The sequence below is a fragment of the Burkholderia sp. NRF60-BP8 genome, from assembly GCF_001522585.2.
Taxonomy (GTDB): Bacteria; Pseudomonadota; Gammaproteobacteria; order Burkholderiales; family Burkholderiaceae; genus Burkholderia.
Window position 1 is genome coordinate 1,832,876 of record NZ_CP013373.1, and the last position, 16,768, is coordinate 1,849,643.

The 16,768-nt window shown below is 66.3% G+C and carries 11 protein-coding genes; all 11 read right to left on the reverse strand.

Features of this window, described 5'->3' with window-relative positions; genetic code table 11:
• Positions 1-735 precede the first annotated feature (735 nt).
• Positions 736-3,894, reverse strand: coding sequence for a multidrug efflux RND transporter permease subunit (locus WS54_RS21885; protein ID WP_059785843.1), 3,159 nt, complete (start codon positions 3,892-3,894; stop codon positions 736-738).
• A 46-nt stretch (positions 3,895-3,940) separates the two neighbouring features.
• Entirely contained in the window at positions 3,941-5,584 is a 1,644-nt protein-coding gene (locus WS54_RS21890) for an ABC transporter ATP-binding protein (RefSeq protein WP_059785846.1), read from the reverse strand.
• Entirely contained in the window at positions 5,581-6,696 is a 1,116-nt protein-coding gene (locus tag WS54_RS21895; RefSeq protein WP_059785847.1) for an ABC transporter permease, read from the reverse strand. The genes WS54_RS21890 and WS54_RS21895 overlap by 4 nt, the downstream gene beginning before the upstream one ends.
• On the reverse strand, positions 6,650-7,702 hold the full coding sequence (locus WS54_RS21900) for a microcin C ABC transporter permease YejB (protein WP_059785850.1): 1,053 nt from the start codon (positions 7,700-7,702) through the stop codon (positions 6,650-6,652). Before WS54_RS21900 ends, WS54_RS21895 begins: the two co-directional genes overlap by 47 nt.
• A 12-nt stretch (positions 7,703-7,714) precedes the next feature.
• A complete protein-coding gene (locus tag WS54_RS21905; protein ID WP_059785852.1) occupies positions 7,715-9,574 on the reverse strand; it encodes an extracellular solute-binding protein in 1,860 nt (619 codons plus the stop codon).
• Positions 9,575-9,764: 190 nt separating this feature from the next.
• Positions 9,765-12,566, reverse strand: coding sequence for a TonB-dependent receptor (locus WS54_RS21910; RefSeq protein ID WP_059785855.1), 2,802 nt, complete (start codon positions 12,564-12,566; stop codon positions 9,765-9,767).
• Between the two features lie 251 nt (positions 12,567-12,817).
• Positions 12,818-13,393 (reverse strand): helix-turn-helix domain-containing protein, encoded by a 576-nt coding sequence (locus tag WS54_RS21915; RefSeq protein ID WP_034207361.1) that lies wholly within the window; start codon positions 13,391-13,393, stop codon positions 12,818-12,820.
• Between the two features lie 310 nt (positions 13,394-13,703).
• A complete protein-coding gene (locus WS54_RS21920) occupies positions 13,704-14,894 on the reverse strand; it encodes a tetratricopeptide repeat protein (protein ID WP_059785858.1) in 1,191 nt (396 codons plus the stop codon).
• Between the two features lie 16 nt (positions 14,895-14,910).
• Complete coding sequence (locus tag WS54_RS21925; protein ID WP_059785861.1) at positions 14,911-15,342, reverse strand: ExbD/TolR family protein; 432 nt, start codon at positions 15,340-15,342, stop codon at positions 14,911-14,913.
• A gap of 81 nt (positions 15,343-15,423) precedes the next feature.
• The gene (locus tag WS54_RS21930; RefSeq protein WP_034207364.1) at positions 15,424-15,846 is read right to left on the reverse strand and encodes an ExbD/TolR family protein; all 423 of its coding nucleotides are present in this window, start codon (positions 15,844-15,846) and stop codon (positions 15,424-15,426) included.
• A gap of 20 nt (positions 15,847-15,866) precedes the next feature.
• Complete coding sequence (locus WS54_RS21935) at positions 15,867-16,766, reverse strand: MotA/TolQ/ExbB proton channel family protein (protein WP_034207365.1); 900 nt, start codon at positions 16,764-16,766, stop codon at positions 15,867-15,869.
• Positions 16,767-16,768 lie beyond the last annotated feature (2 nt).

The following is a 16,768-nucleotide window of genomic DNA, read 5'->3' on the forward strand; positions in this document are numbered from 1 at the left end:
GTATGAACGGAGATTCGCCGGCCTTTAAATAGCGTTGCCCCGCATTCCTGATTCGTCATCTTGTGCTCACAACCATTCCGTCCGACCGCCCGCTTCTTTCAACTTTATTTCTTGTGTTTACAACAACAATTAAACCTAATTAAAAGAAACGACATTCATATAAAATTAGCATCGCTAATTATACAAATCGATATATCCATGCATCGAACGGCCGCATGCAAGCCGCACCGCAAACGGCACTTGGCACATTCGCACCATGGCGCTTCATCAACCAGAGCGTATGCGCTGCCAGGAAAGGCAGTCGTCCGCTGAAGGACTGCTTTACGTATTCGCTTTGAAAGTCTTAATGCACGGAATCCCCATTACCGTTCACTACCAATCTTTACGTGGACGCGAACATAGCAGGACAGAATCGACGCGTCAAAAAATATTTGATGACACATAACTTTGTTTAGGTGCAGTGGATGCACTCGGTTGGTGCCGAATAAAAACCGATATGGTTCATCAACTGCAACCGCCGCCTTTCTTCCTTGTTCGTCTGCTTTTTCACGCGCTCTCGAATGCGCCGCAATGGAGCACACTGCAGGCGCTCGCCGGTCCAAACTATTTTGTTTAGCTGAGACGGGCACCCCTCGAGAATGGGATTTCCCGGTCGGCCCTGGACGGTGTGCTTCGATAAACAGATAGGATTCCTGATATAGAGACCCTTCGAGCACGTGCGTAGCGTCGCGCACATCAGTCGACCTCCAGATTCCCGGCCGTTTCCATGCGCTTCGTCACCGCCGCATGTCGCCCGCGCCGGCTGATGGACACGACGACCCGAAACGCCACCGGCGCGAACACCAGCCCGAACATCGTCGCCGCCAGCACGCCCCCGAACGCGCCGGTCCCGATCGAACGCCGGCTTTCCGCGCCCGCACCGGTCGCCAGCACCAACGGCACGACGCCGAGCAGAAACGCCATCGACGTCATCACGATTGGCCGAAACCGCGCGGCCGCCGCCTCCACCACCGCCAGCCGCAGCGGCACGCCGCGCGCGACGAGTTCGCGTGCGAACTGCACGATCAGAATCGCATTCTTCGCCGACAACCCGATCACCGTGATCATCCCGACCTTGAAGTACACGTCGTTCGGCATCCCGCGCGCGAGCGCCGCCGCCAACGCGCCCACGACGCCGAGCGGCACGATCGTCAGCACCGACAGTGGAATCGTCCAGCTTTCGTACAGCGCGGCGAGCGCCATGAATACCGCGAGCACCGACAACCCGACCAGCAGCGGCGTCTGCCGCTCGGCGATCCGCTCCTCGCGCGCCGCGTTGACCCAGTCGTAACCGATCCCGGCCGGCAGCATGGCGGCCAGCCGCTCCATCTCCGCCATCGCCGCGCCCGAACTGGTGTGGGTCGCCGCCCGGCCGCTGACGTCGAGCGACGGGTAGCCGTCGTAGCGATTCAGCATCACGGGCCCGACCGTCCAGTGCGGCGCGGCAATAGCCGACAGCGGCACCATGTCCCCCGTCCGGTTCGGCACCGTCAGCGCCATCAGTTGCGCGTCGGTCGCGCGCGCGCCCGGATCGGCCTCGATGATCACGCGGCGCATCCGGCCCGACGCCGGAAAATCGTTGACGTAGTTCGAGCCGAACGTGCCGCCGAGCAGCCCCGCGATGCGCTCGAACGGCACGCCAAGCGCATACGCCTTCGCGCGATCGACGTCGAGCTCGATGCGCGGCGCATCCGGCAAGTCCTCGAAATGCACGGACGCGAGTGCCGGGTCCGCCTTCGCGCGCGCGGCCAGTTGCTCGCGAGCGGCCTTCAGCGCGTCGAGCCCGACCCCGCCACGATCCTCGAGACGGAACGTGAAGCCGTCCGCGTGACCGAGGCCGGGCACGGACGGCGGCAGCGTCGCCTGTACGTCGCCGTCGAGAATCGCGTCGAAACGCCGGTTGAGCCGATCGCGCAACGTCATCGCATCGACGTCGCGCTGCGACCAGTCCTTCAGCTCGACGAATGCCATCCCGACGTTCTGCCCGCTCCCCGCGAAACTCCAGCCGATCACGCTCGTCACGTTCGCGACGGCCGCCTCCGCCCGCAGGATCGCCTCGACGCGCTGGACGACCGCGGCCGTGCGCGCCTGCGTGGCGCCAGCCGGCAACTGGATCATCACCTGCAGTTGCCCTTGGTCCTCGGTCGGCAGAAAACCGCCCGGCATCATCCAGGACAGCAGCCCGCACACGGCCACGAGTGCGACGTAGATGCCCGCGACCGCGCCCGTGCGGCGTACCGCGGCCACGGTCAGGCGCCGATAGCCGGCCTCCGCGCGCGCGAATCCGACACCGAAGCGGTCGGCCAGGCGCGCGCCGAGGTTGCGTCGCGGCACGCGGCCGCCGCCTTCGTGACGGCCGACCGGTTTCAGCAGGTTCGCGCACAGCGCCGGCGTGAGCGACAGTGCCATGAACGACGACACGAGCATCGACGCGATCATCGACACCGCAAACTGCCGGTAGATGCCGCCGACGCTGCCCGGGAAGAACGCCATCGGCACGAACACGGCGGTCAGCACTGCCGTCACGCCGACGATCGCCCCACCGATCCGCTTCATCGCGCGGCGCGTCGCATCGCGCGGCGACACCCCCTCCTCCATCACGCGATGCACGCTCTCGACCACGACGATCGCATCGTCGACGAGGATGCCGATCGCCAGCACGAGGCCGAACATCGTGAACACGTTGATCGACAGCCCGAACGCCCACATCGCGACGAACGCGCCCATCAGCGTGACGGGAATCACCACCGTCGGCACGAGCGTGTAGCGCAGCTCGCGCAGGAACAGCCACATCACGCAGAACACCAGCACGACGGCCTCGGCGAGCGTCAGCACGACTTCGCGGATGGCGATCTTGACGAAATGCGCGCCGTCGAACGGAATCTCGACCGCGACGCCCGGCGGCAGCGTCTTCGACAGCTCGGCAAGCCGCGCGCGGATCGCGTCGGACGTTTCGAGCGCGTTGCCGCGCGGGCCGAGCTGGATGCCGACGGTGGCCGCCGGACGGCCGTTCAGCCGCGAATAGAACGAATAGTCGTCGCGGCCGATTTCGACGCGGGCGACGTCGGCGACGCGCACCACCGAACCGTCCTGCTTCGACTTCAGCACGATCCGACCGAACTCCTCCGGCGACGTCAACTGCCCCTTGACGACGATCGTCGCGGTGAGCTGCTGGCCGTGCACGAACGGCGCATCGCCGATCGCGCCGGCCGTCACCGTCGCGTTCTGCACGCCGATCGCCGCGATCACGTCGTCGGCGCCGAGGTCGTATTCGCGCAACTTGTTCGGATCGAGCCAGACCCGCAGCGCCTCGTCGGCGTCCCATAGCTCGGCCGCGCCGACGCCCGGCGCACGTTTCAGTTCGCGCAGCACGTAGCGGTTCAGATAGTCGCCGAGCTGCGCGGAGTCGCGCGTGCCGTCGGTCGACGTCAGCGTGACGAGCATCAGGAACGTGTTGGCGGCCTTGAACACGCCGATGCCCTGCTGCACGACCTGTTGCGGCAGCCGCGGCTCGACCTGCTTCAGCCGGTTGTTGACGTCGACGAGCGCGATGTCCGGATTGGTGCCGGGCGCGAACGTCACGTCGATCTCGAGGTTGCCGTGACCGTCGCTGCTCGTCTCGTAGTACTGCAGCCCGTCGGCGCCGTCGAGGCTTTCCTCGATGATGCTGCCGACGTCGCCGTCGACGGTCTCGGTCGACGCGCCGGGATAGGTCGCGGTGATCACGACGCGCGGTGGCGCAAGACGCGGATACTGCGCGATCGGCAATTGCGGAATGGCGAGCATGCCCGCGACGACGATCGCGAGCGCGACGATCCACGCGAACACCGGGCGGTCGATGAAGAACGACGGCATCGCGGCGCCTCAGCGAACGGCACGGGCGCCCCGCGCCCGCTTCACGTCAATCATCCGCGCCCCCTTCCCTCTGCTGCGGCCCCGGTTCCGGCGCGAGCATCGACGACGCGAGCAGCGCCTGCGTATACGGGTGGGACGGCGCGTGCAACACGTCGAGCGTATCGCCCTCCTCGACCACGCGTCCCGCCTTCATCACGATGACCCGGTGAGCCATCGCGCGCATCACCGCGAGATCGTGCGTGATGAACAGGTAGCTCAGTGCGTACTTCTTTTGCAGATTCGTCAGCAGATTCAGGACCTGCTTCTGAATCGACACGTCGAGCGCGCTCGTCGGCTCGTCCAGCACCAGCAGTTCCGGCTCGACCGCCAGCGCGCGTGCGATCGCGATGCGCTGGCGCTGGCCGCCGGAAAATTCGTGCGGATAGCGCAGCATCGCTTCGGCCGGCAGGCCGACCTCCTGCAGCAGGGCCGCGATCCGCGCGCGCCGCGCGGCGCCGGCCGCCGTCGGCCGGTGCACGGCAAGCCCCTCGCCGACGATCTGCTCGACCGTCATGCGCGGCGACAGCGAGCCGAACGGATCCTGGAACACGACCTGCATGCGGCCGTACAGCGCGCGCCGGCCGCGGGTCGTGCGCAGCAACGCCAGCGGCATGCCGTCGATCTCGATGTCGCCCGACGCCGGCCGCTGCAGGCCGAGCACGGCCGCCGCCAGCGTCGATTTCCCCGATCCCGATTCGCCGACGATGCCGAGCGTCTCGCCGCGCCGCAGGCTCAGCTTCACGTCGTGCACGGCCCGGAACGCCGTCTTGCCGAACACCGCGCGCCAGCCCTTCGCAGCGATGCGGTAATCGACGGCGAGTTGCTGCACGTCGAGGATCGTCTGCGCGCCAGCCGCGACCGGCTGCACGGCGCGTTGCGGCGCGCTGTCCAGCAGCCGGCGCGTGTACGCGTGCTGCGGCGCGGCGAATAGTGCGGCGGTCGTGTTCGTCTCGACGAGCACGCCCTGCTCCATCACGGCCACGCGCTGCGCGAAGCGCCGCACGAGATTCAGGTCGTGCGTGATCAGCAGCACGGCCATTCCGCGCGCGGCCGCCTCCTGCTCCTGCAGTTCGATCAGCAGGTCGACGATCTGCTGGCGTACCGTCACGTCGAGCGCCGTCGTCGGCTCGTCGGCGAGCAACAGCCGCGGCCGGCACGCGAGCGCCATCGCGATCATCGCGCGTTGCCGCTGGCCACCCGACAACTGGTGCGGGAAGCTGTCGATGCGCCGTTCCGGCTCGGGAATCCCGGTGCGCCGCAGCAGCGCGATGCCGCGCTCGCGCGCCTCGCCCGCCCGCAGCCCCTCGTGCAACCGCAGACTCTCGGCGATCTGCTTGCCGATCGTATACAGCGGATTGAGCGCCGTCATCGGCTCCTGGAACACCATCGCGATATCGGCGCCGCGGATGCCGCGCATCTGCTGCTCGGTCTTGGCGAGCAGATCCTCGCCGTCGAACAGCATCTGTCCCGACAGCGTCGCCTGCTGCGCGAGCCGCAGGATCGACAGTGCCGTCACGCTCTTGCCCGAGCCCGATTCGCCGACGAGCGCGACGCGCTCGCCGCGTCCGACCGAGAGGCTCAGATCCTGCACGGCGGCTTTCGCGCCGAAGTGCGCGGAGAACCGCCGGATGTCCAGCAAGGGGGCCGTCATCGTTGCTCCCCGCCGAAGGCCGAGCCGCGCGCGCGCATGTCGAGTGCGTTGCGCAGCGCGTCGCCCATGAACGTGAGCAGCAGCAGCGTGACGACCAGCGCCGAGAACGCGGAGATCGAGATCCACCACGCGTCGAGGTAGTTCTTGCCTTCCTGCAGCAGTTCGCCGAGGCTCGGCGTCGGCGGCTGCACGCCGAGGCCGAGGAAGTCGAGGCTCGTCAGCGACAGGATCGCCGCGCTCATCCGGAACGGCAGGAACGTGATCACCGGCGTCAGGCTGTTCGGCAGCACATGTCGCCACATGATCTGCCAGTTCGACAACCCCATCGTGCGCGCGGCCTTCACGTAGTCGAGCGCACGGTTGCGCAGGAACTCCGCACGCACGTAGTCGGACAGCACGAGCCAGCCGAACATCGACAGCAGGACGAACAGCAGCCACAGCGACGGCTCGAAGATCGACGCGAAGATGATCAGCAGGTACAGGTCGGGCAGCGCGCTCCAGACCTCGATCAGGCGCTGCCCGACGAGATCGGTGCGCCCGCCGTAGAAGCCCTGCAGCGCCCCCGTCAGCACGCCGAGCGCGACGCCCGACACCGTCAGCGCCAACGCCATCAGCACCGACAGCCGAAAACCGTACAGCAACCGCGCGAGCACGTCGCGGCCGAACTGGTCGGTGCCGAGCCAGTTGCTCGCGGACGGCGGCGCCGGATACGGCCGCGACGCGAAGTAGTCGATCGTGTCGTAGCGGTAGCGGTTCGGCGGATAGATCGCGAAGTTGCCATGCGACTCGAGTTTCGCGCGGATGTATGGATCGAGATAGTTGGTCTTCGCCGGAAAATCACCGCCGAACTGCGTTTCCGGATAATCATTCAGGATCGGAAAATAATAGTGTCCGTCGTAGCGCACGAGCAGCGGCCGGTCGTTCGACAATCCGTCGGCCAGCAGGCTGAGTGCGAACAGCGTGGCAAAGATCACGAGGCTCCAGTAGCCAAGCCGCTGCGCGCGAAACCGCAGCCACGTGCGTCGCCACGGCGACGGCGACGCCGTGCACGCGACGGCGGCCGGATCAGTGGTCCAGGCGGCTGAACTGGATACGGGGGTCGACGAGGACATAGCAGATATCCGCGATAAGCTTGGTCAGCAGACCGATCAGGGTGAACAGGAACAGCGAGCCGAGCACGACCGGGTAGTCGCGGCGGATCACCGAGTCGTACGACAGTTGCCCCATCCCGTCGAGCGAGAACAGCGTCTCGATCAACAGGTTGCCGTTCAGGAATGCGCCGACGAACGCGGCCGGCAACCCGGTGAGCAGCGGAATCGCAGCGTTGCGCAGCACGTGCTTCCACAGCACGTCGCGCTCCGGCGCGCCCTTCGCGCGCGCGGTCAGCACGTATTGCCGGCCGATTTCGTCGAGGAACGTGTTCTTCGTGAGGATCGTGACGATTGCGAAATTGCCGACCACCGAGGCCGTCACCGGCAACGCGACATGCCACAGATAGTCGAGGGTCTTGCCGACCAGCGTCAGCTCGTCGAAGTTGTCCGACGTGAGCCCGCGCATCGGAAAGACCTGCCAGAACGTGCCGCCGCCGAACAGCATCAGCAGCAGCACGCCGAGCACGAAGCCCGGCACCGCGTAGCCGGTCAGCACCAGCACGCTCGTCGCGGTGTCGAACCGCGAGCCGTTGCGCACCGCCTTCGCGATGCCGAGCGGCACCGACACCAGATACGTGAGGATCACCGTCCACAGCCCGAGCGTGATCGACACCGGCAGCTTGGAGCGGATGACCGCCCACACGCTGCGGTGCGCGAAGTAGGACTGGCCGAGGTCGAACGTCGCATAGCTTTTCAGCATCAGCAGATAGCGCTCCAGTGGCGGCTTGTCGAAACCGAACTGCTTGCGGATCTGCTCGATCTGCTGCGGGTCGACGCCCTGGCTGCCGTGGTAGCCGCCCCCGCCTCCGCCCGCCTCGCCGCCCCGCGCGCTGCCGTGGCGCAACTGCGCGAGCACTTGCTCCACCGGGCCACCCGGCACGAACTGCGTGACCGCGAACGTGATCGTCACCACGCCGATCAGCGTCGGAATCATCAGCAGCAGCCGCCTCAATATGTATGCCAGCATCGTTGCTCCCCGTCAGGCCGCCGGAGCGGGTTGCGCTCGTGCGGCCGGCCGCTTCACGTACCAGTAGTCGATGATCCAGTCCTCGTACTGATAGGAAGCCGGCACGACCGCCGGATGGCCGAGCGTCGTCTTGTACGCGATCCGCGCGTTCGGCATGTAGTACTGCGGGACCAGCACGTACAGGTTGATCAGCACGCGGTCGAGGGCGTGCGTGGCCGTCTCGAGATCCTCGAGCGTATTGGCCGCGAGCGCCGCGCGGATCAGTGCGTCGACGGCCTTCGACTTCACGCCCGGATAGTTCTCCGAGCCGGGCTGCGACGCGGCCGCGCTGCCGAAACGGCGTGTCAGCTCCGCGCCGGGGATCGTCACGGGCGAGTAGATATATGTCGTCATGTCGTACTCGAAATTGTCGAGCCGCTTCTGGTAGAGCGCGCTGTCGATCTCGTGCAGGTACGCATGGATGCCGAGCGTCGCAAGCGCCTGCGTGTACGGCAGGATCAGGCGATCCATGCCGGGCTGGTCGTCGATGATCTCGATCGTCATCGGCGTGCCGCTCGCGTCGCGCAACGCGCCGTCGCGGTAGTGCCAGCCGGCCTGCGCGAGCAGGTCGCGCGCTTGCCTGAGATTCGCGCGCAGCGAGCCCGGCGGCAGCGTCGACGGCTGCTTGATCATCGGGCCGAACACCTCCGGCGGCAGCGTTGGCCGGTACGGGTCGAGCAGCGCGAGCTCCTTCGCGCTCGGCATGCCGGACGCGGCGAACGGGCTCGCGTCCCAGAAACTGTTGGTGCGGCGGTACTGCCCGTAGAACATCATCCGGCTCATCCAGTCGAAGTCGAATGCCAGCGCGAGCGCATGTCGCACACGTACGTCCTGGAACATCGGCTTGCGCAGGTTCATCAGGAAACCCTGCATCTGTGCGGGGCCGTCCGGGAATTCGCCCTTCGTCAGCAGTCCGTTGCGAAAATTCTTGCCGACGTACTTGCGCGCCCACTGCGTCGAGCTGTATTCCATCCGCGCGTCCACGTCGCCGGCCTTCAGCGCCTCGAGCGCCGTGTACTGGTCGAGGTACAGCTTGAACGACACGCGTGCGAAACGGAACATCCCGCGCCGCGACGGCAGGTTCGCGGCCCAGTAGTGCGGGTTGCGCACGTACACGATCTGCTTGTCGTTCCTGCGCTGCTCGATCAGGTACGCGCCGCTCGCGATCGGCGGCACGTTCGCGATCTGGTCGAACGGCGGTCGCGTACCGTCCGCGCGCTGCCCCCACTTCGGCGAGAACACCGGCAGGTCGCCTGCGATCAGCGGGGCGTCGCGCTCCGCATGCTTGAAGTCGAAGCGGATCGTGTGACCGTCGACGACTACCGCACGCCGGATGATCGAGAACTGCGCGTTGTACAGCGGCGACGCCTGCGGGCTCGTCAGCGTATCGAACGAATACTTGACGTCGGCCGCGGTGATCGCGTCGCCGTTCGAGAAGCGCGCGGCCGCATTGATGTGGAACGTCGCCGACAGCCCGTCCGGCGCCACCTCGACGTCGTCGGCGATCAACGCGTATTCGGACGCGAGTTCGTCCCAGCTGCGCTGCATCAGCGTGTCGAACATCAGGTTCTTGATGTCCGGCGCGGGCGAGCCGCGCACGAGGAACGGGTTCAGCGAGTCGTAGCTCTGCGCTTCGTCGTAGTTTTCGAAATTGAGCGCGCCGGTGTCGGGCGCCTGCGGATCCGCGTAATCGAAATGCGTAAAGCCCGGCGGGTATTTCGGCTGGTCGTATTGCGCGATGGCCGGCACCGCGTGCGCGACCGGCGGCATGACCGCGGCCAGCGCCACGCACGCGATCAGCGCGGGCATCCGCCGCCATTTCAACAGTCTCATGTTCAGTCAACCCGGTAGCATGCCGGCCCGATGCCCGCACGCGGTCAATGCCTGTCGATTCATACGTCGTCGATGCCGGTCGGACTCGGCCGTACCGTCATCGCGCCCGGTAAAAAAAAGGCCGCTCCGAATTAGGGGTAGTGGACGTGGAGCGGCCCGTCCAAGCTGGTCGGTCTTGCGCGTATCGCCGTCAGAACTTGTACGTCGCGCCGACTTGCGCGAAGCGGCCGATGTACGAATACACCGACGTGTCGTACCCGCTCTGGCTCAGCGTGCCGTTCGCGAAGATCGGATCGTACGGCGGCGTGCGGTTGAAGATGTTGTCGATGCCGCCGTAGATCGTCCAGTTCTTGAAGCCCGTATACGTCACCATCAGGTTGAACTGGCTGTACGAGCCGACCTTCGCCGGCTCCGGCATCAGGTTCTGCGCGTACGGGCCCGTGAACTGCCACGTCAGCGCCGCGTCGAACTTGCGATAGTTCCAGTCCAGCGTCGTGTTGCCGCGCCAGCGCGGGAAGCTGCCGCCGAACGGCTGCGTGATCGTGAAGTTGTTGCCTGCGCCGTTCACCGGTGCGCTGCCCGGGAAGCCGATCTTGTAGCTGTTGACGTACGCCCAGTCGCCCGACAGCGTGAGCATGCCCCAGCCCTTGAGCGGCAGCCCCTGGCGGAACGTACCTTCGAAGCCGTTCGTGTCGAGGTAGCCGAGGTTCTGGTACGGAATCACCTTGTACAGCAACTGGCCCGTCGTCGGGTCCGTCACGACCTGCGACGGCTTGCCCTGCCCGATCACGTTGTCGATGCGGATCTTGTACCAGTCGAAGCCGAGATCCGTGTAGCGGGCCGGCGAGACCTGGAAGCCGATGTTGAAGTTGCGCGTGCGTTCCGGTGCGAGGTTCGGGTTGCCGACCGTGATCGACGTGTAGTTCTGGCCGGTGGCCGGGTCGACCTGGATGCCGAGCGTCTGGGACTTGCTGTCTTCGACGAAGGTCGGCGCACGGAACCCTCGGTTGTACGACGTATACAGCGTGAGCGCCTTGATCGGCTGATAGCGCAGTGCGAAGCGCGGCGAGAACGCACCACCCACGTCCGTGTAGTGGTCGTAGCGGCCTGCCTGGCTGAACGTCAGGTTCTCCAGGATCGGTACGTTGACCTGGTAATAGACGGCCGCGACGTTGCGCGCGCCGTTCACCGTCTGCAGATCGGGCGTGATCACCGCGCCGCTCAAGTACTCGGAACCCGGCGTCAGCGTTTCGCTCTGGTGCGTGAACTGCGCGCCGAAGCCGATGCCGACGTCGCCGGTCGGCAGGTGGAACAGGTCCGGCGTCGACAGCGTCGCGTCGATCGTATCGAGCTTCGAGATGCCGAGATTGTTCGCTTCCTGGTACAGGCCGTTGAATGCGTTCGGCGTCGCGGCCGGGTTCGCGAAATTCAGCGTGCCGTTCTGGTAGATGTTGTTCAGCGCGTTCACGTTCAGCTGATTCGTGAACACGTTCGACACCGTGCTCTGCGAATGGCTGACCGACGTCGCCCAGTCCCAGTCGCCGTACGGCAGCGTGAACGAACCCTTGATGCCGGCCGCCGCGCGCCAGTAGTTCGCCCAGGTCTTCTGCGCGACCGTGTTCGGGAACGCGTAGGTCAACGGCGTCGCCGCGCCTGTCGTGTTGTACGGGTTGGTCACCGGCACGACCGTGTTGAACGGCGACAACAATTGCGTCTGCGGATTCCAGACGAGCGCCGGGCTCTGCGGGTTGCCGATCACGTTGTTCCACAGGCCGTCGTTGGTCGTGGTCGTGTTGTAGCTTTCCAGGAAGTCCGCGAACGCCGTCGTCGTGTCGTTGATCTTGAAGTCGCCATGCAGCTTCGCGTTCAGGCGTTCGGTCATCGGCAGGATCGACGTGCTTTCCGCCGTGTTGAACGCGCAGATCGTGCCCGGCAGGCCGGCCGACAGCGAATTCGGCGCGGCCGGGCGAACCGCCCCGCCGAACGGGCAGCCGTTCAACGCCTGCGCACTGCCGTCGGGCATGTTCCAGTAGGACGGTGCGAGCAGCGAAAAGCCGCCCGGCTTGCCCGTGAAGTCCTGGTTACGCGTCGAATCGCGATCGGCGAGCGTGAAACCGTTCGACTTGTAGTAGCTGAGCGCCGCCGTCACGTTGAAGCGGTCGGCGTTCAGGTCGCCAAAGCCGCCGAGTACGCCGAACTTCGTCGTGCCGTCGCCGTTGCCGCCGTTGATCGCGCTGCCGATGCTGCCGTCGAGCTGTAGCCCGCGGAAATCGTGTTTCGTGATGATGTTGACGACGCCGCCGATCGCGTCCGACCCGTATTGCGACACCGCGCCCGTCTTCACGATTTCGATGCGCTCGATGTCGTTGAGCGGCAGCGTGTTGAGGTCGAAGAACGAATCGACGCTGTTCGAGAAGAACGCATACGGCGCCACGCGCTGGCCGTCGACCAGCACGAGCGTGTATTTCTCGGACAGGCCGCGCAGCGCGATGCCGGCCGCGCCGGCCGCGAAGTTGCCCGACTGCCCCTCGCCCCAGCTGTTCGCCGAGTTGGCCGTCGCATTGCGCAGGAAGTCGGTCACCGTCACCGCGCCGCTGGCCTGGATCTCCTTCGGCGTGATCGTCTGGACCTGCTGAAAGCCGGTCTTGTCGGATTGCCGGATCAGCGAGCCTGTCACCTCGAAACGCTTGATCTGCGCGACCTTGCCCTGCCCATTCGCGGCCGGGGCGGCGGGCACCGTGTCGCCCGTCGCGGCCGCACCGGGTGCCGCGTCGGGTGCGGCCGCCCCCGTTGCGGCGGGCGTGCTCGCGGTGCCGCCGGCCTGTGCGACGGTCGTGGCCGCAGGCGCGTTGGCCGCGACCGCATCCGCCACGGCGACGGCGCCGGGGCCCGGCTGGCTCTGTGCGAAAGCCGGCACAGCCAGCGTCGCGGTAAGCGCCAGTTCTGCCCAGACCATTCGTTTGATGGCCAACGCTAGTGCTCTTTGCTTCATCGTGTTTCCTCTCGCTCGTCAGTACGACCCCACCCACTGCGCGTCCGAATCTCGTGAATTCCGCCGCGCGCTCCGGGCACCCGTGTGCCGGAGTCCGCCATTTCCGACCTGCCAACCACCGCGACCCGAACGAATCGGCCGTGCAGTTCGAACGCCGCACGATCCTTTCGTATCGTTTAATTCGTAATACTGATTTACTTACACTGAGCGCGCTGCTTGCCTTCCGTTTCGAATGATCCTGGCCCGACGGGCTAGAACAGCCGCGGCGTACCGACCCAGACGATCACCGCTTCTTCATCGGCCGTGTTGTGCCACGCGTGCGGCAGCGTCGACTCGTAGTGCGCGGTGTCGCCGGGGCTCAACACGAACGTGCAATCCTCCAGCGTGAGCGCGACCCTTCCGCGCATCACATAGAGGAACTCCTCGCCTGCATGCGTCGTCACTTCCGACGGCGACTGCCCCGCCGGTATCCTGACGAGAATCGCGTCGAGCTTGCGACCGTCCACGAGATTCGTCAGCCGGGCAAAGGAACTCGCCGAGTTCGTGAACTGGAAATACCGCAGGGCGTCGCCGCGGCACACCGAGCGCGCCTCGGTCGGCGTGTCGATGAAGTACTGCATCGTCACGCCGAGCGCCTTCGCAATCCGGACCAGCGACGTGATCGACGGCGTCGCGCGCCCACGCTCGACCTGCGACAGGAATGGCTTCGAGATCCCTGCCGTCGTGGCCGCTTCGTCGAGCGTGAGTTTCAGCCGCTGCCGAAGCGCGCGGATCTTGTTGCCGAGCGAAACCGCGACGAGCACCGATTCATCGGGAGGCAAGACCATGGAAGAACGGACCCTCTCAATCGCAATCGATTTGATGTCGGCAGGCCTTGCCCGATGCCATGAAGCCGCCGCCACGGCGCGAGGCTCCGCTGCCCGTCGCCGCCGCGCGCACGTCCCGCGCGAAGCGAAACGGGAGTCCCGCTTCGCGATCGCACGCTTTGTGCTCATTTCATTCGGTTTACTAATCAACACGGCTGCCCCTTTTTTCCTCGCCCCGTCGGACTTCTCCGCCTTCAGGTGTCCGCAATGGCACGTGCATGCGGTACGGCGCCCATCCCGCATTCGGCCGCTGCGTCCCCCAAGCGTCGCCTTACCGCGACGCGACGACCGTCCACAGCTTCGCCAGATCCCCCGATCCGTCGTTACCCTTGACCGTGCGCAGCACCTGGACCGCATGCGCCTTCTGGCCCGCCACGTAGTACGCCTCGCCGAGCCGCAGCCGCGCCGCATCGGGATGCTCGAGCCCGCCCTTCGCGATTGCCTGCTCCATCATCGACAGCCCCTGCGCCGTGTGGCCCGCGAACACCAGATTCATGCCGGCGTCGATCGGCGCCACCGGATCGGCCGCGTCCGCGCCCGACTGTGCGCGCCTCGCGGCCAGCGCCTGCAGCCGTTTCTCGCGGTCCGCCTGCGCATCCTTGCCGAGCACGCCGGACGCGAAACCCTGGTCGATCACCTGCCGGCCCTCGGCCGGCGTGCCGGCCACCAGCGCGAGCTGCGTCATCTCCATATAGGCGTCGGCCGTCGTCAGCGAGCCCGTCGCCCTGCGCAGCCGGTAGATGTCGAGGTCGAGCGACGACAGGTAACCGGGGCTGCCGCGAATCGCCGAGATCATTTCCTCCCAGTACGCGGGGCTCGGATGATAAGCCACCAGCATGCCGAGCGCGCCGCGATACGCAGCGGCATCCTTGCTCTTTTGCGCGCAGGCCGCCAGCATCTGCAACTGCCCTTCGTCCGGCGCGTGGCCGGCCTTCACCTGTGCGTCCGCGCTCGCCTTCAGCTGGCTCACGACCTGGCCGCAATCGTTCGACAGGTAATACGCCTGCGTGAGCAGCGCGTGCATTTCCGGATCCGTACCACCCGCCTTCAAGTAGCGCTGCGCGACGCGAATCGCCTGCGGATAGTTCTTCTGCTGGAAGTAGATCCCCGCGAGCGCCGCCGTCGTCCTCTGCTCGTCCTCGCCCGACAGGCGCCCCGAGTTCAGGACGGTTTCGTAGGCCTGCGCGGCCACGCCGGTATCGCCGGCCGCCATCGCCGCCGCGCCGCGCGTCGCTTCCACCATGTAGGTTTCATACGGCGTGCGGTTGGGCACGGCGGCTGCCTGCGCGATCTTGCCGAGCGCGTCGCGATACTTGTGCGCGCGATACAGGTCCTGCGCGGCCGCCAGCGGCTTCGCCACGTCCGGCCGCAATGCGTCGGCCGGCCACGCCGGCCGGCCGAGCGCGCAGGCCGCACCCAGCGCCGTCAGCGCCATCATTCGTTTCCATCGTCGCTGGCTCATCGGTTGGCCTGTCCCGTCATTGCATGAACTGCTCGTTGCCGATCAGGCCGATCTTCGTCGCGCCCACGCGCTGCGCGGACGCCAGTACGGCCGCCACGTCCTTGTACGGCGCCAGCTTGTTCGCCCGCAGATGGATCTCCGCCTGCACGGGCTCGTGCGCGACCGCCGTCAGCTTCGCCTCGAGTGCCGCGCGATCCGGCACCGGCGCGCCGTTCCACGTCGTCGTCCCGTCGAAGTCGATATCGATCTGCACGACCTCCGGCGGTGTGGCGGGCGGCGGCGGGTTGCCCACCGGCAGGTCCATCTTCACCGAATGCATCTGGATCGGGATCGTGATGATCAGCATGATCAACAACACCAGCATCACGTCGATCAGCGGCGTGGTGTTGATGTCGACCATCACGTCCGGCTCGGCGCCGCCTCCGCCCGAAGGCATGTTCATTCCCATCGTCTGCTCCTGTCGATGCTTGCTCTGATCCCATGCGTCGCCGTCAATCGGAATCGGCGCGCATGCCGTTCCCGTGCAAGGCTAGCCACCCCGCGCCGGCGGTTCCGTAATGAACGACACCTTCGCGATACCTGCCCGCTCGCACATCGTGACGACGCGGCCGATGAACTCGTAGCGCGTGTTCTGGTCGCCGCGCACGTGCACGCTCGGCTGCGGCTGCTGCTGCGACACGCCCTTCAGCTTCGCGAGCAACGTCGACGCATCCACCCGTTGTTCACCCCAGAAGAAATCGCCGTCGCGATTCACCGCGATCTCGACGCTCTTCGGTGTGGTCTGCAGCGGCTGCACGACCTCCTTCGGCAACTGCAGCTGGATCGTGTGCGTGACGACCGGAATCGTGATCAGGAAAATGATCAGCAGCACCAGCATCACGTCAACGAGCGGCGTCGTGTTGATGTTCGCGATCACCTCGTCGCTTTCGTCCTGCCCGACGTTCATGCCCATCGCGCGCCTCCGTCAGCCGGTCAGTTCACGAGCGACGCAGCCGGCGACGGCGCGCGAGCGGCACGCTTGCTGCCGGCCAGCAGCACGGTATGCAGCTGGGCGCCGAAGTTGCGGACCCGCTCCATCACCGACTTGTTGCGCCGGACGAGGAAGTTGTAGCCGAGTACGGCAGGCACCGCGACCGCCAGGCCGATCGCCGTCATGATCAGCGCCTCGCCCACCGGGCCCGCGACCTTGTCGATCGACGCCTGGCCCGCGATCCCGATCGCCGTCAGCGCGTGATAGATCCCCCAGACCGTGCCGAACAGCCCGACGAACGGCGCGGTCGATCCGACCGTCGCCAGGAACGCGAGCCCGTCCTGCATGCGGTTCGACACGTTCGTGATCGAGCGCTCGACGGACACGTCGATCCACGTGTTTCGGTCCACGGCTTCGAGCAATGCCTCGTCGTGATGCTCGCCCGCCTCGATCGCCGTTTCGGCGATGAAGCGGAACGGCGATGCCTCGTCGAGCAGCTTCGCGCCTTCGGCCAGCGACGGCGCGCTCCAGAGTTGCGCGTCCGCAAGCTTCGCGCGGCGGTTCGCCCGCAACTGCTCGACGAACTTCGTGACCATGATGTACCAGCTGCCCATCGACATGATCACGAGCAGGATCAGCACGAAGCGCGCGACGAAGTCGCCGTTCTTCCAGAGCGCCCCCAGCCCGTACGGATTCTCGACCGCTTCGGTCGCGGCCGGCGCCGGCGGCGGGGCCGAGTCGGCGGCGGACGGCGCCGGCGCCGCGGCCTGTGCCGACGCGTCGGATGCCGCCGTGGATCCGCTCGCTTGCGCGTAAGCGAATTGCGGTGCAACGAGCCCGTCGATTGCAGCGACGGACATCAACAGGCTTGCCGCCAGTGCGGCCAGAGAACGCTTGGTCATAC

Coding starts and splice junctions, on each gene's coding strand:
- WS54_RS21885 (WP_059785843.1), bottom strand. CDS start 3,894: ATGCCGTCGTTCTTCATCGACCGCCCGGTGTTCGCGTGGATCGTCGCG.
- WS54_RS21890 (WP_059785846.1), bottom strand. CDS start 5,584: ATGACGGCCCCCTTGCTGGACATCCGGCGGTTCTCCGCGCACTTCGGC.
- WS54_RS21895 (WP_059785847.1), bottom strand. CDS start 6,696: ATGTCCTCGTCGACCCCCGTATCCAGTTCAGCCGCCTGGACCACTGAT.
- WS54_RS21900 (WP_059785850.1), bottom strand. CDS start 7,702: ATGCTGGCATACATATTGAGGCGGCTGCTGCTGATGATTCCGACGCTG.
- WS54_RS21905 (WP_059785852.1), bottom strand. CDS start 9,574: ATGAGACTGTTGAAATGGCGGCGGATGCCCGCGCTGATCGCGTGCGTG.
- WS54_RS21910 (WP_059785855.1), bottom strand. CDS start 12,566: ATGAAGCAAAGAGCACTAGCGTTGGCCATCAAACGAATGGTCTGGGCA.
- WS54_RS21915 (WP_034207361.1), bottom strand. CDS start 13,393: ATGGTCTTGCCTCCCGATGAATCGGTGCTCGTCGCGGTTTCGCTCGGC.
- WS54_RS21920 (WP_059785858.1), bottom strand. CDS start 14,894: ATGAGCCAGCGACGATGGAAACGAATGATGGCGCTGACGGCGCTGGGT.
- WS54_RS21925 (WP_059785861.1), bottom strand. CDS start 15,342: ATGGGAATGAACATGCCTTCGGGCGGAGGCGGCGCCGAGCCGGACGTG.
- WS54_RS21930 (WP_034207364.1), bottom strand. CDS start 15,846: ATGGGCATGAACGTCGGGCAGGACGAAAGCGACGAGGTGATCGCGAAC.
- WS54_RS21935 (WP_034207365.1), bottom strand. CDS start 16,766: ATGACCAAGCGTTCTCTGGCCGCACTGGCGGCAAGCCTGTTGATGTCC.